This window comes from Chryseobacterium sp. WG23 (genome assembly GCF_024586575.1).
Classification (GTDB): Bacteria; Bacteroidota; Bacteroidia; order Flavobacteriales; family Weeksellaceae; genus Chryseobacterium.
The window spans coordinates 1-26617 of sequence record NZ_JALCZE010000011.1 but is presented as its reverse complement, the minus strand read 5'-3'; the positions used below and the strand labels follow the sequence as shown (position 1 = coordinate 26617).

Annotated in this window: 20 protein-coding genes; 12 read left to right on the top strand and 8 right to left on the bottom strand. The window is 36.7% G+C overall.

Annotated elements, in window-relative coordinates; genetic code table 11:
• Positions 1-4: 4 nt before the first annotated feature.
• From MP477_RS16890 to kduI, 7 genes are all read right to left on the bottom strand, one after another.
• Positions 5-1468: a tagaturonate reductase gene (locus MP477_RS16890; protein WP_257191291.1), complete on the bottom strand. Its 1464-nt coding sequence runs from the start codon at positions 1466-1468 to the stop codon at positions 5-7.
• 192 nt (positions 1469-1660) lie between these two features.
• Positions 1661-3190, bottom strand: coding sequence for an MFS transporter (locus MP477_RS16885; protein WP_257191290.1), 1530 nt, complete (start codon positions 3188-3190; stop codon positions 1661-1663).
• 166 nt (positions 3191-3356) lie between these two features.
• Positions 3357-4016 (bottom strand): bifunctional 4-hydroxy-2-oxoglutarate aldolase/2-dehydro-3-deoxy-phosphogluconate aldolase, encoded by a 660-nt coding sequence (locus MP477_RS16880; protein ID WP_257191289.1) that lies wholly within the window; start codon positions 4014-4016, stop codon positions 3357-3359.
• A 236-nt stretch (positions 4017-4252) separates the two neighbouring features.
• On the bottom strand, positions 4253-5260 hold the full coding sequence (locus tag MP477_RS16875) for a sugar kinase (protein ID WP_257191288.1): 1008 nt from the start codon (positions 5258-5260) through the stop codon (positions 4253-4255).
• A 179-nt stretch (positions 5261-5439) separates the two neighbouring features.
• Entirely contained in the window at positions 5440-6837 is a 1398-nt protein-coding gene (gene uxaC / locus MP477_RS16870) for a glucuronate isomerase (RefSeq protein WP_257191287.1), read from the bottom strand.
• 18 nt (positions 6838-6855) lie between these two features.
• Positions 6856-7638, bottom strand: a complete 783-nt coding sequence (locus tag MP477_RS16865; protein WP_257191286.1) for a gluconate 5-dehydrogenase — start codon at positions 7636-7638, stop codon at positions 6856-6858.
• A gap of 8 nt (positions 7639-7646) precedes the next feature.
• On the bottom strand, positions 7647-8483 hold the full coding sequence (gene kduI / locus MP477_RS16860) for a 5-dehydro-4-deoxy-D-glucuronate isomerase (protein ID WP_257191285.1): 837 nt from the start codon (positions 8481-8483) through the stop codon (positions 7647-7649).
• 886 nt (positions 8484-9369) lie between these two features.
• Between kduI and MP477_RS16855 the strand changes: the two genes are divergently transcribed.
• The 12 genes from MP477_RS16855 to MP477_RS16800 all read left to right on the top strand — a co-directional run bounded on the left by MP477_RS16855 (position 9370) and on the right by MP477_RS16800 (position 26385).
• On the top strand, positions 9370-12384 hold the full coding sequence (locus MP477_RS16855) for a TonB-dependent receptor (RefSeq protein WP_230041309.1): 3015 nt from the start codon (positions 9370-9372) through the stop codon (positions 12382-12384).
• A gap of 10 nt (positions 12385-12394) precedes the next feature.
• Entirely contained in the window at positions 12395-14218 is a 1824-nt protein-coding gene (locus MP477_RS16850; protein ID WP_257191284.1) for a RagB/SusD family nutrient uptake outer membrane protein, read from the top strand.
• A gap of 83 nt (positions 14219-14301) precedes the next feature.
• Positions 14302-15324, top strand: coding sequence for a pectinesterase family protein (locus tag MP477_RS16845; protein WP_257191283.1), 1023 nt, complete (start codon positions 14302-14304; stop codon positions 15322-15324).
• A 39-nt stretch (positions 15325-15363) separates the two neighbouring features.
• Positions 15364-16776 (top strand): polysaccharide lyase family 1 protein, encoded by a 1413-nt coding sequence (locus MP477_RS16840; protein ID WP_257191282.1) that lies wholly within the window; start codon positions 15364-15366, stop codon positions 16774-16776.
• Positions 16777-16879: 103 nt separating this feature from the next.
• On the top strand, positions 16880-18139 hold the full coding sequence (locus MP477_RS16835; RefSeq protein ID WP_257191281.1) for a glycoside hydrolase family 105 protein: 1260 nt from the start codon (positions 16880-16882) through the stop codon (positions 18137-18139).
• Positions 18140-18270: 131 nt separating this feature from the next.
• Positions 18271-19914 (top strand): glycoside hydrolase 43 family protein, encoded by a 1644-nt coding sequence (locus MP477_RS16830; protein ID WP_257191280.1) that lies wholly within the window; start codon positions 18271-18273, stop codon positions 19912-19914.
• A 189-nt stretch (positions 19915-20103) separates the two neighbouring features.
• A complete protein-coding gene (locus MP477_RS16825) occupies positions 20104-20943 on the top strand; it encodes a rhamnogalacturonan acetylesterase (protein ID WP_257191279.1) in 840 nt (279 codons plus the stop codon).
• A 1-nt stretch (position 20944) separates the two neighbouring features.
• Complete coding sequence (locus MP477_RS16820) at positions 20945-22612, top strand: glycoside hydrolase family 28 protein (protein WP_257191278.1); 1668 nt, start codon at positions 20945-20947, stop codon at positions 22610-22612.
• A 210-nt stretch (positions 22613-22822) separates the two neighbouring features.
• Positions 22823-23734, top strand: a complete 912-nt coding sequence (locus MP477_RS16815) for an alpha/beta hydrolase (protein WP_257191277.1) — start codon at positions 22823-22825, stop codon at positions 23732-23734.
• A gap of 195 nt (positions 23735-23929) precedes the next feature.
• A complete protein-coding gene (locus tag MP477_RS16810) occupies positions 23930-24898 on the top strand; it encodes a pectinesterase family protein (protein WP_257191276.1) in 969 nt (322 codons plus the stop codon).
• Between the two features lie 262 nt (positions 24899-25160).
• Complete coding sequence (locus MP477_RS16805) at positions 25161-25895, top strand: rhamnogalacturonan acetylesterase (protein WP_257191275.1); 735 nt, start codon at positions 25161-25163, stop codon at positions 25893-25895.
• Between the two features lie 148 nt (positions 25896-26043).
• Positions 26044-26385 (top strand): cupin domain-containing protein, encoded by a 342-nt coding sequence (locus tag MP477_RS16800; RefSeq protein WP_257191274.1) that lies wholly within the window; start codon positions 26044-26046, stop codon positions 26383-26385.
• A 13-nt stretch (positions 26386-26398) separates the two neighbouring features.
• Here MP477_RS16800 and MP477_RS16795 read toward each other — a convergent pair.
• Positions 26399-26617: hypothetical protein (locus tag MP477_RS16795; RefSeq protein WP_257191273.1), on the bottom strand; the 219-nt coding region annotated here is incomplete at its 5' end.

Sequence of the window (26617 nt, the reverse complement as noted above, 5' to 3'; positions counted from 1 at the left end):
ATTTTTAAGAATAAAATTGTATAAAGTTGTGATATGCAGTTACGATATCATTATGGTCAATTTCCCACAATGCTTTTGCTACCGCAGATTTCAAGCCGTTAACCATGGTAAGGTCTGTGTCCCAGAAAGTCGTTTCGCTTAAAGCCAATTCTGCAACTTTTTCATAATCATTATTTGTCCAGATTTCTTTGAATCTGTTTACTATTGCTTCTTCGTCATTTAAAGGCAAAGCTTTTCCACCAAAGTTTCCCTGATAAAATCTGATTAAACTTGCCAGTGAAAAGGTTAAGTTAAGCGGTAATTTTTGATTAATTTCAACATATTTTAACAGGCTCGGAAGAATTCTGACCTTAAATTTAGAGACAAAATATAACGCGATACTTGCCTGATAATGCTTAATAAAAGGATTCCTGAATCGGTCGAAAATCTCTTCGGCAAAATCTTTTAATTCATTTTCATCTAAACCTAAAGTCGGGTTCACTTCATTGAATATCGTTTCACTTAAAAATTTACCTAAAAACGGATCGTCAATAGATTCTTTTACCGTTTCTTTTCCTGATAAAATAGCCGGAGCCAACATCAATGTATGACCGCCATTCAAAATTCTCACTTTTCTCAAACGATACGGCTGAATATCATCAACAACCAAAATCTGCTCGTCAATTTTATCGAAAGGAATTCTTTCTTTTAGATTTGCCAGATCCTCAATCACAAAAAGCAAAAAGACTTCCGAAACCACTATCATCTGATCTTCATAATCCAGCTGATCTTCATAGGTTTCTGCATCATCTTTCGGATAACCCGGAACAATTCTGTCTACCAATGTGTTGTGGAAATAATTGTTTTGTTCAATCCATTGCACAAAGTTAAAATCTAAATTCCAAAGTTGGGCATATTTTAAGATTATTTCTTTTAAAGCAAAAGCATTGTCTTCGATCAATTCACACGGAATAATTCTCAATCCTTTATCTTCTGCTCCATTGAAATATTTGAATCTTTCGTGTAATAAAACCGTTAGTTTTGCAGGAAAATTCTTGTGCGGACCCTCATAATCATTTTCTGATTCATCATAAGCAATTCCTGTTTCTGTTGTATTGGAGAAGATAAATTCTAATTCTTCTTCTTTTGCCAGTGCTAAGAATTCATCGTAATTTGTATAAGGATTAATTGATTTTTGAATTGCAGAAATTACCTGTTTTGTGTCAATGATCTCCCCTTTTCTAATTCCTCTTGAAAAAAGCGTGTATACATTATCCTGCTCTTCCAGTTTATGAACCGAACCGCCCGGAGTCGGCTGTACGTTTACGATTCCTGCATTAAATCCTGCTTCTTTATTTAATTTATCAATCACATAATCTGTGAATCCTCTCATGAAATTTCCGCCTCCAAACTGTACAATTTTGATCGGAAGTTTTTCCTGAAAACCTATTAATTCACGATTTAATTTTTGTTTTATCTGATTTTCCATCTTTTTTAACTCGATGATTTTATTTTTAACGCAAAGAGCGCAAAGTTTTTTTTGACTACTAACTGTTTTTAAGTTCGCAAAGGCGTTTCACTTAACTAAGACTACTATAAAATCTTTGGATCTATTTTCGTTTAATCAAACCTGCAATATTTTTGAAACCTTGAAGGTTTAGGCTGATCTATTTATCTAATATTATTTACTTATCACTTTATATTTTGGCACTAATGCTTTCATTACGGTCCATGCAATTAAATACGCCACTGCACAGATTGAAAAAATAATCATATATCCTTTGTCGATTCCGTCTGAGATTACAGCCCCTGATTTTTCCAATTGTTCAAAAAAACCTTCCGGCAAACGTTCATTAATATATTGCGGATATTTTTCCAATAAAGGAATTCCGTCAACGGTCGTCCATGCTTTATGAGCATGATCAAACAATACACCAGAAGATTTATTGATTAAAAATGATCCGATTCCACCTGCCATTCCGCCAATTCCTGTGATGGTTGCAATCGCTTTTTTAGGAAACATATCGCCAACCGTCGAGAAAATATTTGCCGACCAAGCCTGGTGCGCTGCTCCTGCAATCCCGATAATCAATACCGGAATCCAATAGGTAACCGATCCTAAAGGCTGTGCTAAAAGTGCCAGTAAAGGGAAAAATGCAAAAATCAACATGGCTTTCATTCTTCCTGTATAGGCGTTCATTCCTCTTTTTTCAACGAAATATTTTGGAAGCCAGCCGCCGATAATCGACAATAAAGTGATCATATAAAGGACGAATAATGGTAATGCACTTTGCGTGGAATCCATTTTGTAAACGGAGCTTAAATAAGCCGGTGTCCAGAATAAAAAGAACCACCAAATCCCGTCGGTCATGAATTTTCCGAACGCAAAAGCCCAGGTCTGTCTGTAGCTGAAACATTCTCTGAAAGTAAATTTCTTCTCCGGAATATTTGAATCTTCATTGGGCAGATCATCCTGATCCTGCTGAATATATGTTAATTCATGTTCGTTAACTTTATGATGTTCGTGAGGCTTTTTATAATAGAAAACCCAAAGTCCCATCCATACAAATCCCAGCGCTCCGATGATGATAAATGCCCACTCCCAACCCATTGATTTTGCAATAAAAGGAATGGTAACCGGTGCTGCCAAAGCTCCAACCGTTGCTCCTGCATTAAAAATACTTGTTGCTAAAGCCCTGTCTTTTTTAGGGAAATATTCTGCTGTCGTTTTAATCGCTGCGGGGAAATTTCCTGCTTCACCAACCGCCAACACGAAACGTGCAAAAATAAATAATGTGACACTCGTACTGATGATTGCGCCAACATTGTCAACCCGACTGATAATTTCTTTAGACTCTACAAAACCTACCAGCCAGTTTCCTGTTAAAACTCCTGAAGTTGCAATTCCACAAAAAGCATGTAATACCGCACCAACAGACCAAATGGCAATCGCCCAGAGGAAACCTTTTTTGGTATCCATCCAATCCACAAATTTCCCTGCGAAAAGCATACTTACCGCATAGAAAATAGAAAATAATGCCGTGATATTTCCGTAATCGTTATTGTTCCAGTGAAATTCGGGTGCGATGAAATCTTTCCACGTCAATGACAGCACCTGACGATCCATATAATTGATGGTCGTGGCAATGAACAGCAAAAAGCATATCGTCCATCTGAATGTACTCGGTTTAAGAGACTTAACTGAGCTCATATTAATTTTTTAGAATTAGTTATTTTTTGTTGAATATTAAATAATGATGCTTGTTTTTAACGTAAAGTCCGCAAAGATCTTTTTGCAATAATCCCGTTGATTTTAAGTTCGCAAAGGCGTTCCATTCAGCTAAGATCACAAAGTGTTTCCAGCTTTTTTATCATTATTATTTTAAAGACTGAATAATTTCCAGTACTTTTTTAGTTTCATTTTCTATTGTTGCATAGTCTTTAGCAAGCATTAATTCTTTACTTACCAATTTGCTTCCCATTCCCACGGCAGAAACACCGGCTTTGAACCAGCTTTCAATACTTTCTTTTGTCGTATCAACACCGCCGGTCGGCATAAATTTCAGGTTCGGAAAAACATCTTTGACCGCACTCATAAATCCGGTTCCTAAAACGTTCCCGGGAAATAATTTAATGAAAGTTACTCCTGCGCTTTCGGCTTCGATAATTTCTGTCGGAGTCATACAACCCGGACTGTACAACAAATCTTTTGGAATTAAAAACTCTGCAACTTCCGCCACAAAACCGGGACTGATAAAGAAATCTGCACCTGCTTTATCATATTCTTCAGCTTGCTGTACATTCTTTATTGTTCCGATTCCCAACAGCATCTCCAGCATTTCTGTGTTACGGATTTCTACCATTTTTGTAAAATTACTCAACGCTGCTTCGCCACGGCTTGTATATTCTACAGCGCGGATTCCGGCTTTGTAAAGTGATCTCAGTATTTCTAAAGTTACCGTTTCATCAGCATTATAGTACAGAGGTAAAACTCCCTGATTGATGATGGTATTTGTAACTAATTGAATTTTTGTCATTTTAGTTAATTATTTGTTTGAAAATAATCTTTGATAGAATTAAATCCATCCTTTAGTATGCTGTACCTTCAAGACTTTTATCTTCATTTTTAACGCAAAGGGCGCAAAGGTTTTCTTTTTAAAGCTTGCTGCATATTTTAAGTTCGCAAAGACGTTTGACTACGCCGAATCTTCGATTTCACTCAGCCAAGTCCACAATGTTCTAGTTTAGCTATAAGCAAGTTGCTAAAAGCCATCTATCTTTTTATTCTTCCTCCTGAATTTCCGTTCATTACTTCCAGAATATCTTCTGCACTGCAATAATTGATGTCACCTACAATGGTATGTTTTATGGCACAAGCTGCGTTGGCAAATTTCAGTGCTTTTTCGTCATCAAAATTAATTAAGCCGTAAATCAGACCTGCTGCAAAAGCATCACCTGTTCCTATTCTATCGACCACAGGATTCACTTCCAAAAGTTCTGTTTCAAAATAATTTTCGTTAATCAAAGCTCTTCCCTGCGTTTGCTGGGAACTTGCGGTAACGCCGATTCTTATTTTGTCGAAAATCTTATGAATAGAAGGAATCTGCTGCTTTAATTCTTTGCAGGCTTCGATGAAACCTTCTTTATCTGATGAAAACTGAGTTCCAAGAATTTCATTAATTTCATTTACTCCACCGATGAAAATTGTTGAATATGAAACCAGTTCCTTTAAAACTTCGTTCCCGTTTTTACCGTATTTCCAGAGGTTTGAGCGGTAAGCAGGATCGGTTGTAATTTCGATTCCCATTTCACGGGCTGTTTGTAATCCTTCTTTTAAACTTTTATAAGCCGGTTCTGAAATTCCCGGACTGATTCCTGTCCAGTGGAAATATTTGCAGCCTTCAAGAGCTTTCTTCCAGTCGATTTGTTCAGGTTTAATGTTTGCAAAAGAACCGTTTAATCTGTTGTAAGCAATTCTGCTTGCGCGAACGGACGAACCAACTTCTAAAAAATACAAACCTAAAGGATGTTCATTTTTGTTGATGAAAGTTGTGTCAATTCCGAAACTTTTGATGAAAGAAACCGCCGATTCACCCACAAAATCATCAGAAACGCTGCTGATATGCCTTACATCACAACCCATTGTTGCCAATGAAGAAGCTACATTAAGCTCCGTTCCGCCGAAAAAAAATTCCATTTCATGGCTTTGCTTCATCGTTCTGTTTCCGGGTGGCGACAATCGCATGATGACTTCTCCGAATGTGACTATTTTGTTACTCATATTTTAATAACCCTCTTTTTTTTCACCACAAAAGACACAAAAGTTTTTTGACACTTTAGTTATTTTGAAGTTTAATACATTGAAAATAAAAGACCACATAAGTTAAAAATCTTCGATTTTTATTCTTAATAATTCTTAACTTCTAAATTGATCTTAATGGTTTAAAAATTTAATTTTATTTAAAAATCAAAATAATTTTTAGCATTATGGTAACAAATATTTGAAATTGTATCCCCAATCAACTCAATATCATCTGGTAATTCACCGTTTTTCATCTCTTCACCGAAAAGATTACACAATACTCTTCTGAAATATTCATGTCTCGGGTAAGAAAGAAAACTCCTGGAATCCGTCAGCATTCCCACAAAACAGCTGATTAATCCCATGTTTGAAAGAGCATTCATCTGCTTGATCATTCCGTCTTTTTGATCAAGGAACCACCATCCTGAACCGAACTGTACTTTTCCTTTGATGCTGCCATCGTTGAAATTCCCGATCATTGTCGCGAAAATCTCGTTGTCGGCAGGATTTAAGTTATATAAAATGGTTTTCGTTAATTTATCTTTTCCGTCCAATGTATTTAAAAATTTAGACAACGTTTCAGCCTGAACGAAGTCACCGATAGAATCCCAACCCGTGTCCGGACCAAGAATTCTGTGCATTCTTTCGTTATTATTTCTCAATGCTCCCAAATGGAACTGCTGAACCCATCCGAACTTGTGATAAGCCTCGCCTAAGAATAATAAAACGGCTGTTTTGAATTGGTTAACCTGCTTTTCAGCAATCACTTTCCCTGAAATTTTATCATTGAAAATAGCATTAACCTCCGCTTCTGTAGCATCTTCAAAGGAAATATTATTCAATCCGTGGTCGCACAATCTGCATCCGTTTTCGTGGAAATATTCAATTCTTTTCAATAAAGCATCACACAATGTCTGGTAAGAATTAATTTCAATTCCGGCCGATTCGCCCAGTTTTGATATATAATCTGCAAAGTTGTGGTTTTCAATTAAAATTGCTTTATCAGGACGGAAAGCGGTGCTTACTTTAATGCTGAAATCACTTTTTGCCAAATCCTGATGATAATTCAAAATATCTGTAGGATCTTCTGTTGTGCACAGAGATTCTACATTCATCATTTTCAATAAACCTCTTGTCGATTTTTCAGGCGTCTGAAGCTGAGCAGTAATATTTTCGTAAATTTCTGATGCGTTGCTTCCGTTTAACAATTCATCGATTCCGAAATATCTTTTTAATTCCAGATGCGTCCAGTGATACAAAGGATTTCTCAATGTATAAGGGACAGTTTTTGCCCAAGCTTCAAACTTTTCTTTGTCTGAAGAATTTCCCGTGATGAATTTTTCGTTCACCCCCATTGTACGCATCGCTCTCCATTTATAATGATCGCCTGCAATCCAAACCTTTGAGATATTTTCGAAAACGGTGTCTTCTGCAATATCTTTGGGAATCAAATGATTATGATAATCAATGATGGGTTGTTTTTCCGCGTATCTGAAGTATAATTCTTCAGCGTATTTATTTTGTAGTAAAAAATTATCTGTAATAAAAGGTTTCATTCTAATCTAATTCTGTTGTTATTCATTAGCAGGTTTTCCGATAGTCGCTAAAATTCCCCCGTCAACGTAAATAATCTGTCCGTTGATAAATCTGCTTGCATCCGAAGCCAGAAAAATAGCTGTTCCGGCAAGATCTTCAGGATTTCCCCATCTTCCTTCCGGAGTTCTGCTGATGATAAAATCGTTGAAAGGATGTCCATCCACCCGAATCGGTTCTGTCTGAGAAGTCGCAAAATATCCGGGACCGATTCCGTTCACCTGAATATTATGTTTTGCCCATTCTGTTGCCAGATTTTTGGTAAGCATTTTCAGACCGCCCTTTGCAGAAGCATACGCCACTACATTGTCGCGCCCCAGCTCGCTCATCATCGAGCAGATGTTGATGATCTTTCCGGATTTTCTTTTGATCATATGTTTGCCGACTAATTTCGACATGATAAAAGGTCCTGTAAGATCTACATCAATTACTTTTCTAAAGTCTTCAACTTCCATTTCAATCGCCGGAACACGTTTGATGATTCCTGCGTTGTTGACAAGGATGTCTATTTTTCCATGAGTGGCTTCCATTAAAGCTACTTTCTGAGCGGCTTCCAGTTCGTCCGTCACGTCAAAAAGATAACCGGTTGCTTTGTATCCTTTATTGTGATAATAGTTTAAAGCCTCTTCTAATTTTGACGGTGTCGTACTTGTAATAGCCAGTTCAGCACCTGCGGCGGCAAGACCTTCTGCCATTGCCATTCCTAATCCGTGAGTACCGCCTGTAACAACGGCTACTTTACCGGATAAATCAAATAAATTCATTAGAAAAATTACTTTAGTTCGTTAGTTTTGATTCCGTCCATATCTCCGTAATCCATATTTTCTCCGGCCATACCCCAGATAAAAGTATAATTGGAAGTCCCTACTCCTGAGTGGATTGACCATTCCGGAGACAGCACAGCTTCACGGTTTTGCATGAAAATATGACGCGTTTCCTGAGGCTGTCCCAAGAAATGACTAATGGTCTGCCCTTCTTCCAGATCGAAATAGAAATAAGCTTCCATTCTTCTGGTGTGGGTATGCGAAGGCATGGTATTCCAAACACTTCCGGGATGAAGTTCCGTCATTCCCATTTGTAATTGACACGTTTCAAGCACAGAATTTACAATTAGCTTGTTTATCGTACGCTTGTTGGCGTATTTTTCTTCCCCTAATTCTACAATTTCTGCTTCGCTTTTCGTGATCTTTTTTGTCGGATACGTATGATGTGCCGGAGCTGAATTGATGTAAAAATAAGGTTGTGCATCACCCAATTTTTCAAAAATTACTTCTTTTGCTCCTTTACCGATATATAAAGCCTCTTTGTTGGCGAGGTCATATACTTCACCGTCCACCGTTACTTTTCCTGCACCGCCGACGTTGATGATTCCCAATTCTCTCCTGTCAAGGAAATTCTCGGCTTTCAAATCGTCTGTAGCTTCCAGTTTTAAAGCTTTTGCTGAAGGCATAATACCCCCTACAATAAGCCTGTCGTACATAGAATAGACTAATTTTATCTTATCTTCATTAAATAAATCATTGATTAGAAACTCCCTCCTAAGATCTTCAGTGGTATACTTTTTTGCATCTTCAGGATGATGGGCGTAACGAAATTCTGACTGTGTCATACTGCTTGATTTTTATACTTTTTCTTTTGCGGTTTTATCAAAACCTATTAAACATTGCGTAATCGATTGCATAAAATTACACTAAAATTTGTAGAAATACTTGTCGTTAAATATATAATTATTCTTTAATTAGTTAACAAAAAATTAATTTAAATTAATAAACAACTGATTTACAGACAAATATTTTTTAAAATAATGTATAAAAGATGAAATTATTTAAAGGAATATGAAGATAGCTTTAACCAAAATCAATGCTCAAATCACTGTTGAATATAAAATCATGCCAAATAAAATCAAGAAAACAAATATACTGATTTGATAATAATATATTAAAACTGCTATATATATTATACATAATAAGAATAATTAGTATCAAGTATAAAATTTGATTAAAATTTGAACTCTAAAAAGATGACAAAAGTCAGTAAAATTGTAAAAAGATTAATCCTCAGTATCATTTTTGGGAAATTTTTAAGAGCAAAAAATGATAAATTTTAAGCAAATTTTAAGTTTTAAATTAATAAATAATAAAGAAAACTGATTTTTTTATAAAACTATTTGTGGTAGCATTCAAATTAACAAATTATTAACTTACAGCATTTTATATAAATAATAGCACTAAACATTTTACAACTTCCACCATCCCAAGAGCATCAAATTAATGAAAAAATAATATTTTTTTCTTTGCGTATTGAAAAATAATATTAGTTTAGGAGCCAAGAATATTTATTCTGAAAATTTACGCAATCGATTGCACTCTAAAATGTGTAAATCTTTCAGAAAATATTTACCACTAAAAAGACAGTAGAATACTTACAAATCCACACAAGACAAAACGATTGAAAAAAAAGCTTTCAACCAAAATTAAAACTATAAGGATACAAAAATGGATAAAAGAGTACAATCAATAAAGTGGTTATATCTGTCTTTCTTCTTACTTCCTGTCCTGGCCATGGCTCAAGAAAAGGAGACGCAGAAGGATAAAGGAACCAATATCGATGAAGTGGTTCTGGTAGGTTATACTAAAGTTTCTAAAAAGGACGTTACCAATGCTGTTTCTTCGGTAAAAGCAGAAGCCATAAAAGATATGCCTTCCAATAATGCCGCAGAAGCAATTCAGGGAAGGATGGCCGGAGTTCAGGTTTCTCTGAGTGAAGGCTCCCCCGGAGCGGATGTAGATATTGTCATCAGAGGAGGTAACTCAATTACCGGCAGTAATGCTCCGCTATATATCGTAGACGGTGTTCAGATGGATAATGCACTGTCTATTTTATCACCCAAAGAGATCGAATCCATTGAAGTTTTAAAAGACGCTTCATCCACCAGTATTTACGGAGCGAGAGGCGCCAATGGTGTAGTTCTCATTTCCACAAAAGGAGGCCGTAAGAAAGCCAAAACCTCTATTAATTATAATGGGTTTTTAGGAGTAAGATCAATACAGAACACTATTGATGTGTTGGATCCATATCAATATGTGCTGTACCAGTACGAGCTATACAACAAAGCTGGTATACAGACAGATATTGATGCCTTTAAAACAAGATATGGAACTTTCGAAGACTTAGGAAAATATAAAGATATCAAGAAAAGAGACTGGCAGGATGAAGTTTTTGGCAGAGAAGCTTTTAACTTTACTCATAATCTTTCACTTACAGGAGGAACTGAGAAATCATCTTTCTCATTATCATTAAATAATGTACAGGAAGACGGAATTATGATTGGCTCAGGCTTTAAAAGGAATATGGCCAATTTCAAATATGATTATGATATTTCAAAGAAATTAAGTCTTACTTTAAATGCCAGATACAGCAGACAAACCATTTTCGGGGCCGGAACATCTTCTACAGGGTCGCAGGGTACCAACCGGTTAAGAAATGCCGTAAGATATCAGCCTTTTGAAGGAGGTTCAACAGTGGATGTTGATGAATTTGATCCTTTATTTGCAGATCAGACCAACCTGGTTAATCCTGTTTTGCTGGCAAATAATGAAGTTAAGGAAAACGGCAGAAACGACCTGATGCTAAATGGAACTTTAGAATATAAAATCAATAAGGATTTTACGTTCAGAAGTGTGATAGGATATGTACAGAGAGACGAATTTGTAAATCAGTTTTCAGGCACTGTAACCAGCCTTGCAAGACAGAATAACGATCAGCCTGTGGTATTCCTGAGCAAAGCCCAGACAAGGAGAATTACCAACACCAATACTTTAAATTTCAGAAAAACATTTGGAAAACATAAACTGGACTTATTGGCAGGACAGGAAATTGTAAAAACAGACGGTGAATCATTAGCAATTAATATTAAATGGTTTCCGAAATCCATAAGTGCAGAAGAAGCATTTGCCAATATTCAGTCGGCTTCACCACCCAGCGGACTCGTACAGGATGCTCCAAAAGCAGGAAGAGCTCCGGACAGATTAGCTTCTTTCTTTGGAAGAGCCAACTATATTTTCAATAACAAATACATCCTTACCGCTTCCATGAGGGCAGACGGATCCAGTGTATTCGGACCCGGAAACAGATGGGGATATTTTCCGGCAGCTTCTGCGGCATGGAAAATTACTGAAGAAAATTTCTTAAAAGACAGTAAAACTATCAGTGAATTAAAACTTCGTGTAGGATATGGCTTATCCGGAAACAACAGAATTGGTGCTTTCTTATATGATACATTCTTTATTACTTCTTCAGACTATGGATATGCTTTTGGAACTAATGTGACGCCCGGGGCTACTACAGGTAACATCATGGCCAACAAAAACGTGAAATGGGAAACTGCGACTTCCAAAAATGCAGGGTTGGATTTCGGACTATTTAACGGAAGAATATACGGTACTCTTGATGTTTATCAGACTGATACGAAAGATCTTTTGCTTTTGGCGAAAATTCCCCAGACTACTGGTTATGAATATCAATACCAAAACTCCGGAAGTACTACCAATAAAGGTATTGAATTCTCCGTAGGAAGTACTATTATTAGTAAAGAAAACTTCACATGGAAAATTGATGCTAATATTTCGTCCAATAAAAATACAATCAAAAGCTTAGGAAATAACACTTCTGCAAGTTCTAATTTTTACTATTATCCGTCCGGCTGGCAGAATAACCTGAATGATTTCCTAGTACAGGTTGGTAAGCCGGTAGGTACTTATTGGGGATATGTAACGGCAGGAAGATATGAAATAAACGACTTTGATTATAATTCTACAACACAAGTATATACATTAAAAGCTGGTGTTCCAAATGCTTCTGCCGCTGCCAACGGGGCAAAACCTATACAGCCCGGAGACCTTAAACTTCAGGACCTTAACAATGATGGCATTATTGATAATCAGGACATGACAGATTTGGGAAATGCCCAACCTAAATTCTATGGCGGATTCAATCAGACTTTCCGTTATAAAAACTGGGATATGAGCTTAATGTTCAATTTCTCCGTAGGAAATAAAGTGTATAATGCCAATAAAATAGAATATTCTACGCAATATCTTTACAAAGACAATAACATGCTGGCAGAAGTTGCTAACAGATGGAGATGGTTCGATGATGCGGGTATAAAAGTAAATGATCCGACTGCATTAGCAGCATTAAATGCCAATACTACAGGATGGACTCCTCCTGCAGGCGCTTACTTCTTACACTCTTATGCAATTGAAGACGGATCTTTCTTAAGGTTAAATAACGTAACCCTTGGGTATTCCCTTGGAAAAGAATTCACCAAACAGCTTGGTCTTTCAAATTTCAGATTGTATTTTACCATGAACAATGTATTTACCATCACCGGATATTCCGGGTACGATCCTGAGGCAAACACGAGAAGAAACCCATTGACACCTGGTGTTGATTATGCAGCTTATCCACGTAGCAGATTTATATTATCAGGAGTTGATATCACTTTTTAAACCTAATATTATGAATAAAAATAAATTTTTAACAATTCTATTTTCCGTTGCAGGATTACTGTCCGTCGCTTCATGTGAAGATTATCTGGAAGTAGAAAGTTTATCCAATACCGTAGAAAAACAGCAATTTGATTCTGTTTCAGATACATTCTCTGCATTAGTGGGTGTATACAACAGTACGATGGGTGATAACACTTATGGCCAGAGAATGAACCTTATTTTAGCGCAATCAGGTGATGATTTAAGAACTTCAGGTGATTATAATGCCAACGACAGAAGAGGTGTAAGCTGCTTCGGGGCTATTCCCACAAATACTGAGCTTTTAAGACCTTTTTTAGATACCTATGCCGGTATCGAAAGAGCTAATCTTGTCATTAAAAACATTCCGCTTTCTCCCGTATACCAGACAGGTTCAGAGGCTGATAAAAAATTAATGGACAGATATTTGGGTGAAGCTTTAACACTAAGAGCTCATTTTTATCATGATCTTATAAAAAACTGGGGAGATGTGCCATTTCAGGAGCTTCCATCTGCTGATCTTCCTAATCTATACCTTGCAAAAACAGACAGGGATGTCATTTATGATAAAATACTTGATGATCTATTAAAAGCAGAAAATTTTGTTCCGTGGAAATCAGAAGGTAATACAACCTCGCAAAGAATCTCAAAAGGAGCTGTAAAAGGTCTGAGAGCAAGAATAGCTTTGGCAAGAGCAGGATATTCGTTAAGAAGAAGCCCACAGCAAATGATGCAGGGAACCAATCCTCAAAAATATTATCAGATTGCCTATGATGAATGTAAAGATATCATTAACTCCGGGCAGCATCAGCTCAACCCAAGTTATGAAAACCTGTTCAGATCTTTGCATACCAACAGCCAGGATGCAACAAATGAGGTAATATATGCTATCGGAGCGTTCGGAGGAAATTCCAGAACAGATAGTAAAATTGGTTATTACAACGGTTTACGACACGATGATACAGATTGGAAATCTTCAGGAGGAATCAGTGCAATCCCCGTCTATTTTTATGAATTTACAAAATATGATCTAAGAAGAGACGTTAATATTGCCATATTCAGAGTAAATACTACAAAACAGCAGGAACTTCAGACAGCAATCAACTGGAATGACGGTAAGTTCAGAAAATCATGGACGTCTATTACAGGAACGTCTCAAAACCTGGGGATCGACTGGCCGTTATTAAGATATTCTGATATTTTATTAATGTTTGCAGAAGCAGATAACGAGCTTCACAGCGGACCGTCACAAGATGCAATCAGTGCTGTTTTAGCTGTTAGACAGAGAGCTTATGCCGGTAATTTGGGTCAGGTGGGAACAATCCCAACGACTAAAAACGAATTCTTTAATTTTATTGTTAAAGAAAGACAGTTGGAATTTGGTGGAGAAGGACTTAGAAAATATGACCTGATCCGTTGGAATTTGTTAGAAACCAAAATTAACGAAACCAGAGAGAAGCTTACGCAGTTTATGAACGGTACAGGAGCTTATGCCAATGTCCCTGAATATATTTTCTATAAAAAAGTAGCGTACACACCTACAAAAACAGCACAGCAAAATGTATTGGATATCGACTTTTATACGGCCAATGGAATTACAAAGGCTGATGTTTTCTATAATCCGAATCAAAGTGTGGCAACACCTTCCGGGTACACAAAGGTAAACTGGAGGCTTGCCATGACACAGCCGTATATCAGTGGTGATCCTGTAAAGAGCTATGCCTATTATTTCCAGCCAAACAGAAAAGAATTGCTTCCAATCGCATTAGATGTAGTTAATTCCAACTACAATCTTACACAAGATTATGGGTATTAGATAAAAAATTTCACATTCATATCAAAGAAATACAGGCTTCCTCCCACAAAGAGAAGTCTGTATTTTAACTCAAAATTTATGTAATGAAAACTTCCACTTTTATTAAAAATTTTAAAACATTTTCAATTTTTTCAATCGTATTGTTAAGTCTTCTTTCTTTTAAAACCAAAGATAAAATAATCGTGGTTTCAAAAGACGGAAAAGGCAGCTATACCACAGTACAACAGGCTATCGATGCCATTGAAAATGGTTTTGGAACAAGAACTAAAATTTTAATTAAAGCCGGAGTTTACAAAGAAAAAATCACCGTTCCCGAAACAAAAGGAACCATTTTGATAGAAGGAGAACATCCCGAAAATACAATTATTACTTACGATGATTTCGCATCAAAAAAGAATCCAGAAGGCAAAGATATCGGCACCACAGGTTCTTCAACGGTTTTTATTTACTCAAACGACTTTACGGCAAAAAACATTACGTTTGAAAACAGTTCAGGAAAAGTAGGACAGGCCGTTGCTGTATTGACTTCAGGTGATAGAATCTCTTTTGAAAACTGCAGATTCTTAGGAAATCAGGATACTTTGTATTTAAAAGGAGCTCAGGATTTAACAGATAAAACAAAACCTTCAAGAAATTACTTTAAAAACTGCTATATCGAAGGTACAACCGATTATATTTTCGGAGCCGGAACAGCTGTTTTTGAAAACTGCACGGTCTATTCTAAAGAAAGCGCAAGCTACGTCACAGCCGCTTCTACCCCACAGGAAAGCGAATTTGGCTTCGTCTTTATCAATTCAAAAATCATTGGAAATGCGAAAGAAAATTCAGTCTATTTAGGAAGACCCTGGAGGCCTTTTGCAAAGACAGTGTACATCGATTGCGAAATGAATTCAAGCATAAAACCCGAAGGATGGCACAATTGGAGCAAACCCGATGCTGAAAAGACAACTTTTTATGGAGAATTTAATTCAAAAGGAACAGGCGCGAATACCGTAAAAAGAGTGTCATGGTCACATCAATTAAATAAAGAAGAAAGTAAAAAGTATACCACACAAAATATCCTTAAAGGAAACGACAACTGGAATCCGAAAAAGAGTTTAAAATAATTTAAATCAAAACAGCAAAACGCTAAAGAATTTTCAATCATGATAAAACACTTCACAAAAATAATGACGATAGGGATTTTATGCGGAAGTTTGGCTTTTGTTGAAGCTCAAAACGGTTTAAGTTTTCCCGGTGCTGAAGGCTTCGGAAGATTTACAACAGGCGGTCGTGGCGGAAAGGTTTATTTCGTGACAAAATTAGGCGATGACGGTTCCGAAGGTACTTTAAGATATGCTTTAAATCAGAAAGGACCGAGATATATTATTTTTAAAACCGGTGGAACGATTTACTTAGAATCACCGTTAAGGATAAAAGAAGGCAACGTCACCATTGCCGGACAAACCGCTCCCGGAGACGGAATTACTGTTGCCAATTATGAAACTTTTATAGCAGCAGACAATGTGGTTATACGTTACATGAGATTCAGAATGGGGGATCAGAAAAAATATCAGGGCGATGCTTTGGGCGCAAGATTTATCAAAAATCTGATGGTCGATCATTGCTCGATGAGCTGGTCTACGGACGAGACGGTTTCTATTTATGTTAATGAAAACACAACGCTTCAATGGTGCGTAATTGCAGAAAGTTTGAGAAATTCTTTCCATAAGAAAGGTCCTCACGGTTACGGCGGAATTGCAGGCGGAAAATTTGCGTCTTTTCATCATAATATGTACGCTCACCATGACAGCAGAAATCCCAGATTAGGGGAATATGCAGGAAGTAAATTTGCATTGACCGATCTTACCGATTTCAGGAATAATGTGATCTACAATTGGGGACATAACAATGTGTACGGCGGTGAAGGAATGAACGTGAATATCGTCAATAATTACTACAAACCGGGACCTGCAACCACCACAAAACAGAGAATTGTTGCCATCGATAAAAACGGAAAACCGGAAGCTGAAGTGTATAACATTTGGGGGAAATATTACATCAACGGAAATGTTATAGAAGGAAACCCGGAAATCACGAAGGATAACTGGACGGAAGGTGTTTTCGGTCAGATGAAAGCTTATAATTTGACAGATAAGGATAAAAGTTTCATAAAGCTCAATCAGCCACATGATATTCAGAGCAATGTCATCACCCATTCTGCGAAAGAAGCGTATGAGAAAATTTTACAGATCGGGGGAGCAAGTTTAGTGAGAGATGCTGTTGATCTCCATGTGTTAAAAGATGTCGAAAACGGAAGTTTCACCTACAAAGGTTCAAAAGGAAGCACCAACGGCATCATCGATTCACAAAATGATGTCGGCGGCTTTCCAAACTTAAACCCGGGAAAGCCCCTACCCGATTCAGACAACGACGGAATACCTGATGAATGGGAAATTAAGCATCAATTAAATCCAAAAGTGGCCAACGCCAACGGAAGAGATTTAGACGAAGACTACGACAATATTGAAGTTTATTTTAATGATCTTGTTACCATAATAACTGAAAAACAAAACTAATAACCATGAAATTCTTTATTAAATTCAACGAAAATCATCTACCAAAATTTAGATAAAAACTGAACATTTTAGATAAAAATAATCAACTTTAAAGTTTAAAAAAATGAATTTCATTAATCACAACATAAAATTATTGGCATTTGCAGCTTTAGGTTCAGGAATGTTTTTGGCCTGCGCGCAAACAAAACCTGCAAACACTTCAAAACCTGCAACAGAAACTTCAAAATCCGGAAAAATTGTTCCAACCAATCTGAAATGGTCTGAAAGAATGCTCCTTTCCGAAATGCATCGTTTCCCGGAATCCTGGATGCTTGATTTCAGCAAAAGTCCCAAATGGACCTATCCATCAGCGATTGTATTGGATGCCGCTGAACAATTATACGCGAAAACCGGTAAAAAAGAATATTACAACTACATCAGTGATTTCGGAGAAAAACTGGTAAAAGAAGACGGTACAATCCTTACCTACGACATGGAGAAGTACAATATCGATCTTCTGAACAGCGGAAATGTTCTTTTATACCTTTACGAAAAAGAGAAAAAAGAAAAATACCTGAAAGCTCTTCAAACTCTTCGTTTACAAATTGACGGGCAGCCAAAAACTAAAGAAGGGTCTTTCTGGCATAAAAAAATATATCCGTACCAGGTATGGCTGGATGGCCTCTACATGGGAATGCCGTTCTACACGCATTACACAAAGGATTTTGTAAAAGGTGCAGAAGCTACAAAAGCGTATGATGATATTGTTTTCCAGTTCGATTCGGTTCAAAAAAATCTTTTAGACAAAAAAACGGGCTTGTTATATCACGCCTGGGATGAAAGCAAAGAACAGGCCTGGGCAAATAAAGAAACCGGACTTTCCCCGAATTTCTGGGGGAGAGCAATGGGTTGGTACGGAATGGCAATGGTGGATGTGCTGGATTATTTACCACAAAATCATCCGGGAAGGGCAAGATTAATTTCTTACATAAAATCTTACACCGATGCCATCATCAAGGTTCAGGACAAGAAAAGCGGACTTTGGTATCAGGTTTTGGATAAGCCATTGGCAAATGGTAATTATGAAGAAGCAACTGCTTCAGCAATGTTTGTTTACACAATGATAAAGTCTGTAAACAAAGGATATTTACCAACATCTTATAAAACTGCTGCTAAAAAAGGATACGACGGCATCATCAAAAATTTAATTACCGTTGATGAAAACGGAGTCGTAAACTTAAATAAATGCTGTGCTGTCGCAGGTTTAGGCGGTAAACCTTACAGAGATGGCTCATACGAATATTATGTAAATGAAGAAATTCGTTCCAACGATGCCAAAGGAACAGGACCTTTCATTTTGGCAAGTTTAGAATTTGAAAAATAAAGGATAAAATACTCACCTTTTGCTAAGTAGAACGCCTTTGCGAACTTAAAATCAACAGCATTATTTGCAAAAAAATCTTTGCGCTCTTTGCGTTAAAATTTACTAAAACGAAATAAAATGAATCTGATTTAATGAAGACAAAAAATATTTTAAATATACTTTCAATCACAGTCTTTTCTGTTGCATCAAATTATTTGAATGCACAGGAAAAAAACTATGTTTCTGAAGTATGGACAGCCGATCAGGGAAAAAATTATAGAAACCCTGTGCTATACGCAGATTATTCCGATCCGGACGCGATTCGTGTCGGTGAAGATTATTATATGACCGCTTCAAGTTTCAATGAAGCTCCGGGATTGCCTATTCTTCATTCAAAAGATATGGTCAACTGGAAATTAGTGAATTATGCGCTTCCGGATGTTCTTCCCAACGAACATTTTTCAACGCCAAAAAGAGGTGACGGCGTTTGGGCACCGAGTATCCGATTCCACAAAGGTGAATTTTATATTTATTGGGGTGATCCCGATTTCGGAATTTACATGGTGAAAACCAAAGATCCGCTGGGAACCTGGGAAAAGCCTGTTTTGGTAATGGAAGGAAAAGGGTTGATCGATTCCTGCCCGTTTTGGGACGATGATGGAAATGCGTATTTAGTTCATGGTTGGGCGGGAAGTCGCGCAGGCGTGAAAAGTTTACTTTCGATTAATAAAATGAATCCCGAAGGCACAAAAGTCCTGGATAAAGGAGTTCATGTTTTCGATGGTCATGATGCACATCCAACCGTTGAAGGCCCTAAAATGTATAAAAGAAACGGTTATTACTACATTTTTGCACCTGCAGGCGGAGTCGCTACAGGATGGCAATTGGTGCTGAGATCAAAGAATATTTATGGTCCTTACGAAGAAAAAGTTGTACTCGAGCAAGGTTCGACGAAAATCAACGGACCTCACCAGGGAGCTTGGGTTGATACACCTTCAGGTGAAGATTGGTTTTACCATTTCCAGGATGTTGATGCCTATGGAAGAATCGTTCATCTTCAGCCAATGAAATGGGAAAAAGACTGGCCAATCATAGGAATCGATCTTAATAAAAACGGAATCGGTGAACCGGTTTTAAGCTATAAAAAGCCAAACGTTAGGCAATCCTACCCCATCGTTACTCCGCCAGAAACAGATGAATTTGATGGTGAAAAATTAGGAATTCAGTGGCAATGGAGCGCGAATGAAAATATCGTCTGGTCTTCAAAACTTCCCGGACAGAAATTTTTAAGATTATTCTCGATGAAAGTTCCTGAAGGCGAGAAAAATCTGTGGAATGTCCCGAATTTATTAACTCAAAAATTCCCTGCTCCTAATTTTGCAGCTTCCACAAAGGTTAAATTAATTCCGGAAGATGCCAAAGAAGGAAAAACAGCAGGCCTTTTGGTGATGGGATTAGATCATGAATCCATCGTAATTACCAACAAACCGGACGGATTTTATTTACAGTTAAGAAGAGCCGAAAAAGCGGATAAAGGCGGTGAAGAAAAGGTTTTATCTGAAACAAAATTAAAAGGCAATGAAGCTTATTTAAAAGTAAATGTGAACGAACCGAATGGTTTATGCCAATTCAGCTACAGTGAAAACGGGAAAAATTTCACAAAAGTGGGTGATGTATTTCAGGCAAAACCCGGGAAATGGATCGGTGCTAAAGTTGGCTTATACAGCATAAGCACAGCAAAAGTTCCACGTGGCGGATATGCAGATTTTGATTGGTTTAGAATTACTAAAAACTAGAATTACAGTTGGTGAATCGCAAAGACGCAAAGAAAATTTAAGGCACATGCGTTAAGACGCAAGGATTTTATCTTCGATAAAATTTAACACTGTAAAATTTGCTGAAAATCTCTGATTTTCTTGCGCCTTAAAACATAATTAAGATTAAAAATTTTGCGCCTTTGCGATAACCAACAAGATATATTAATAATGAAAAGAAAATTTAATATTATTTCATTTTACGTCGTTTTGCTGTTGTCTGCATGTCAGGCACAAACTCAGACACAAAAGTCAACGGCAAAACACAATAAAAAAGTCACGCATATTTATCTTATCGGCGACTCTACTATGGCGGATTATACGGGAAATTATGAACCCGGAAAAGATTATATGAAAGTCCGGTATCCAATTACAGGATGGGGACAGGTTTTTCAGCCGTTTTTTGTGAAAGACAGTTTGGCTTCTTTAAAACCTGCAATTACAACAGATTCTGTTGCCATTATCGACAGAGCCCATGGCGGAAGAAGTACGCGAACTTTTTTCCAGGAAGGAAGATGGAGATATGTATATGAACATTTGCAGCCGAATGATTATGTTTTCATGCAGTTTGGTCATAATGACGGCTCTGAAAAACATACGGAGCGATATGTAAACATTGAAGGTTATAAAGAATTTTTAAGGTTATTTGTAACCCAAACAAGGCAAAAAGGTGGAAATCCAATTATTCTGACACCTGTTGCCAGAAATTACCCATGGAAAGACGGAAAACTCGAAAATGTACACGGAGAATATGGGCAAGCTCCAATTGATATTGCTAAAGAAATGAATGTTCCGTACATCGATTTAAACAAATTATCGATGGACTATTTTACGAAAAAAGGACAGGATTTTACTACAAACCATTACTTCATGAATCTTCCGGAGAATGTGTATGAAGCGTATCCGAAAGGTCAAAAAGATAACACTCATTTCCAGCCGGAAGGTGCAAAAGTCGTGGCAGCAATTGTTTATCAGGAATTTAAAAAATTAATTAAAACTCAACAAAAATAAAATGAAGAAGTCACTTAAAGTTATTGGTTTAGTAGCAGTTATGCTGTTTTCAGAACACATATATGCTCAAAATCTGGATATTTATAAAAATATTGAGTTTAAAATGCCCCAGGTTGCGGAAACTTCTTTTCCTGCAAACACGGTTTCTATCACACAATTTGGTGGAGTTGCAGGCGGAAATGTAAAAAATACAGAAGCTTTTAAAAAAGCAATCGATGATCTTTCTAAAAAAGGAGGCGGAAAATTGGTTGTTCCCCGCGGAATGTGGTTAACAGGACCAATCGAGTTGAAAAGCAACATCAATCTCCATGTAGAAGAAGGTGCATTGATCATATTTAGCAAAGACAAAAACGATTATCCTTTGGTTGATGTAAGTTTTGAAGGATTAAATACAATCCGTTGTCAATCACCTATTTCAGCAAGAAACGCAACCAATATTGCGATCACAGGAAAAGGGGTGATTGACGGAAGCGGTGATGCGTGGAGAGCCATCAAGAAAAGCAAAATGGCAGAATCTGAATGGAAAGAGATTGTAAAATCCGGCGGAATTTTATCTTCAGACGGTAAAACCTGGTATCCTTCAGAAAGTTATAAAAAAGGATTTGAAAGCAGTTCGAGTTTCAACGTTCCTGATAAAATTTCTAAGGAAGAGCTAAAATCGGTTAAAGATTTTCTTCGTCCGGTAATGGTAAGTTTGGTGGGTTGTGACAAAGTTCTGTTAGACGGTCCTACTTTTCAGAATTCTCCCGCGTGGAATCTTCACCCACTGATGTGTTCTAATGTTATTTTAAGAAATCTTACCGTTCGAAATCCGTGGTTTTCTCAAAATGGTGACGGTGTAGATCTGGAATCCTGCAAAAATGTTTTGATTTACGATAACACCTTTGACGTTGGTGACGACGCGATTTGCATTAAATCAGGAAAAGATAAAGATGGCAGAAAAAGAAATATGCCGACAGAAAATGTCATCATTAAAAACAATGTTGTCTATCACGGTCACGGAGGTTTTGTCATAGGAAGCGAAATGTCCGGTGGAGCGAGAAATATCCACGTTTCCGATTGTACTTTTATAGGAACAGACATCGGTTTACGTTTCAAAACAACTCGCGGAAGAGGCGGAATCGTTGAAAATATTTACATCAAAAACATCGATATGATTAATATTCCAACACAGGTAATTGGCTTCAATATGTTTTATGAAGGCGCTTCCCCGGTTTTGGAAGACGGACAAAAAAGAGAAGGCAACAAAGCACCGGAAAAGGTTTATCCCATAACAGAGGAAACTCCGATTTTCAGAAATATTTTCTTTAAAAACATCAATGCTGTTAATTCTTATGAAGCGATCACTTTGTTCGGTTTAGCAGAAATGAACCTTAAAAATATTGTGATTGAAGACTCTCAGTTTGACACGAAAAAGGCTCTAACAATCGTAGATGCAGACGGAGTTCAATTAAAAAATGTTAAATTAAAATATGCTGAAGGAACCGGAGCTACGGTTTACAACAGCAAAAACATCAATCTTTCAACGGTGAAATTTGAATCTCAAAATAAGCCACTCGTTAAGATTTTAGGAAATAAATCCGGATCCATATTGTTACCGAAGGAAGTGGCAGATGATAAAGATGCATTTTCTCTTGCAACGGAAGTAGCGAAAAATTCAGTTAAATAGTTGGTATCGCAAAGGCGCAAGGAAGTTTACAAACTTTGCGTTTTTAAGGCGCAAGGATTTTATCTTCGATAAAATTTAACACTTAGAACTTACTGAAAATCTTTGGTTTTCTTGCGCCTTAAAAGCATCTTTATGATTAAAAAACTTTGCGTCTTTGCGATTTTCCAACAACTCAAAATAAAAATAGTATTAAAAAAATTCCACAAGCGAATGATTTTTAACAAAAAGCATACTTATATTTCTATTTTTTTAATGGGAGGAACAATAGCATTCGGCCAGATTCAACGGCCGAATGCAACTCCTTACACCAACGAAGCAACTTACGAGAAACTAAAGAAAAAACACACTTTTATTACTCCGATTGATCGGCCGGTTCCGCAAAATATCAAAATTGATAAAGATGTAGAATATGCAAACATCAACGGAATTTCTTTGAAAGCAGACCTCTATTATCCTCTTGATAAATCCAAAAAGCATCCCGGAATTGCAATGGTTCATGGCGGTGGCTGGATTTCCGGAAGCAAGGAAAATGAAAAATTCATGGCCATGGAATTGGCTTCAAAAGGTTATGTCGCCATCGCAGTTGGGTATCGGTTGGCTGATGTTGCAAAATATCCTGCCGGAGTTGAAGATATTGAAGAAGCTATTAATTGGTTAATGAAAAACAGAAAAAAATATTCTTTAGATCAAAATAAAATGGTGGTTTTAGGAGAATCTGCGGGTGCTCAGATCGCCACTTTGGTTGGCGTAAAGTCAAAGAATAAAATAAAGGCAATCATCAATATTGACGGAATTGTTTCCTTTATTCATCCCGAAGCTGAAGAAAGTACTTACGCTTCCTATTGGCTGGGTGGTGATAGAAATATCAATTTAAAAAACTGGACAGAAGCTTCCCCTTTGGAATATGTGGATAAAAGCACGCCTCCTACCCTTTTCATTAACAGTTCTCAGCCCCGTTTCCATGCAGGTCGGGACGATATGATGAAGAAATTGAAGAGTTATAATATTCCGACTGAATTTCATAAAATTAAAGGTTCTCCGCATTCATTTTGGAGTGCAGAACCCTGGTTTACAGAAACATTGAATTATACTGTTGATTTTTTAAATAAAGTTTTGAAGTAATTTAATTATGATTTAACCCAAAGATTAATTTAATGCAATGAATATTTTAAGGGGCAAAGAAAGCGACAAGTCACTGATGAAGCTTATGGCTAAAACGCCCGCTTAATCAAAATCAATTTATTGATTTCATCTTAGCTCACTAAAAATAAATATAAAGAAAAACAAACTTTGCGTTAAAAAATAATAAATCAGTTTATGAAAAAAATATTCTTAATTCTATTTATTTCGATTGCTAATTTTCTCTTAGCAGGAAATGATCCGTACGTTAGAATTACCGTTGCCAAAGACGGAAGCGGAGATTTTACATCGATTCAGAAAGCGATCAATTCTATAAGAGATTTGGGAGCTGCGGAAGCTTTGGTTTTTATTAAAGCCGGAACCTATAACGAAAAAATCACAATCCCTTCTTCAAAACATAAAATCACGTTAGAAGGCGAAAATAAAGACAATACAATTATCACCAACAACGATTTTTCAGGAAAAATTGATCCGTTTAATGAAAAAATGACAACATTCAATTCTTACACTTTACTGGTAATGGGTGATGATATAAAAATTAGCAATGTAACAATTAAAAACAGCTCGTGCAACGAAGGACAGGCAGTTTCTCTTCATGTGGAAGGTGACCGTTTTGTGATTAAAAATTCGAATATTCTGGGTTGTCAGGACACGATTTATTCTGCAACCAATCACAGCAGGCAATATTTTGAAAACTGTTATATTGAAGGAACGACGGATTTTATTTTCGGTCAGGCAACGGTTGTTTTTAAAAACTGCACCATTAAAAGTTTAGCCGATTCTTATATTACAGCCGCCGCAACGGAAGCCGACAGACTGTACGGCTTTGTCTTTTTCGACTGTACATTAACCGCCAAAGAAGGCATCACAAAGGTCTATTTGGGTAGACCCTGGAGACCTTATGCAAAGACCGTTTTCATCAATACGGAAATGGGAAAGCATATTCTTCCGGAAGGCTGGAATCCGTGGAAAGGCGATAAAATGTTTCCTGATAAAGAAAAAACCGCTTATTATGCAGAATTCGGAAGTAAAGGTGAAGGTGGAAACACTTCAAAACGGGTAAGCTGGTCGCATCAATTGACGAAAAAAGATTTGAAAAATTATACTTTGGAAAAGATTTTTGATGACTGGAATCCAAACAAGTAATAAGTAATCGGTGATAAGTAATTATAACCATAATAAAACCGACATAGGAAAATGGAGCGTTAAGAAAATTAGCTCTGTGAACGTTAAAAAAATTCTACTGTCTGAAGCGCGGGATAACTATTGAAATAAAACAGAAATATTCAACCCGCGCGAGTTTTAGAATTTTTAGAGAACAGAACTCATTTTTAGCGGAAGTTTCCAAGTCTTGAACTTTTGATTCTTTTGTTTTAAGACAAAAGAATTAACAAAAATCAAATTTACAATGAACAAAAAATTAACATTACTATTTTTATTTTTATCAATAATAGTATTTGCACAAAAATCAACATTATTCTTAATCGGCGATTCTACCATGGCCAATAAGGAAAACCCCGATAAAAACCCTGAGCACGGTTGGGGACAGGTTTTATCTCAATTTCTAACAACAGGAATTGAAGTTCAGAATCATGCGATGAACGGCAGAAGCTCAAAAAGTTTCAGGACAGAAGGACGATGGGATAAAGTGGAAAAACAGCTTAAAAAGGGAGATTTTGTGGTTATTCAGTTTGGTCATAACGATCAAAAATTGAAGGATTCTACAAAATTCACCAATCCTTATACTCAATACAGAGCTAATTTAGAAAGATATGTCAATGAAACCAGAGCAAAAGGAGCTATTCCGATTCTGATGACTTCTATTGTAAGAAGAAATTTCACTGAAAACGGTGTTTTGGTTGACACTCATAAAGAATATCCATTAGTGGTGAGAATGGTTGCTACTGATCTGAAAGTTCCGTTTGTGGATATGCAATTGCTAACAGAACAGATGGAAATTTCTTATGGTCCGGAAAATTCAAAAAAACTGCATCTTCATTTTGCAGAGGGTGAAAACCCGTATTATCCGAAAGGAAAAGATGATGATACTCATTTATCAAAACTGGGTGCAGAAACTGTTGCAAAACTGGCTTTGAAGGATTTAAAGAGTTTGAAAATTGGCTTGGAAAAGTATATCAAATAGTTTAAATGAAAAAACATTTAACGGTCTGTTTGTCATTCAGAGCGAAACGAAGTGTAGCGTGGAATCTCAACAGTTAAAAACATAGTTTAGATTCCTACGGAAAATTGGACGTAAAATTTTAATCAAATAATAAATCAAAACATACAAAATGAAATTTAAAAAAGAACCATTCTTCGACGGCAATTCCGAGTGGGAAGATTTAGGAGAAGGAGTTTCCCGACAGTTTGTTGGGTACAATTCCCAGGTGATGATGGTCATTGTAAAGTTTGAAAAAGATGCCATCGGAGCTTTGCATCAGCATTTTCATTCGCAAATCACTTATGTTGCTTCAGGGCAATTTGAAGTAACTGTTGATGGAGAAGTGAAAATTTTACAGAAAGGTGACGGTTTTTTCGCGCAGCCCAATATTTTTCACGGGGTAAAATGTCTGGAAGAAGGACAGCTGATTGATGCTTTTACGCCGTTTAGAGAAGATTTTCTTAATTCTTAATATGGAATGTTGGTTAATCGCAAAGGCGCAAAGTTTTTTTAAATTTTAATAATGCTTTAAGACGCAAAGATTTTATCGAAGATAAAATTAAATTGGTTACCGTTGATGGAGTGGTTAAAACTTTACGGAAAGGTGACGGTTTTTTTGCGCAGCCTGATATTTTTATAGGGTAAAATGTCTGGAAGAGGGACAGTTGAATGAAGCATTTATGCCATTTAGAGAAGATTTTCTT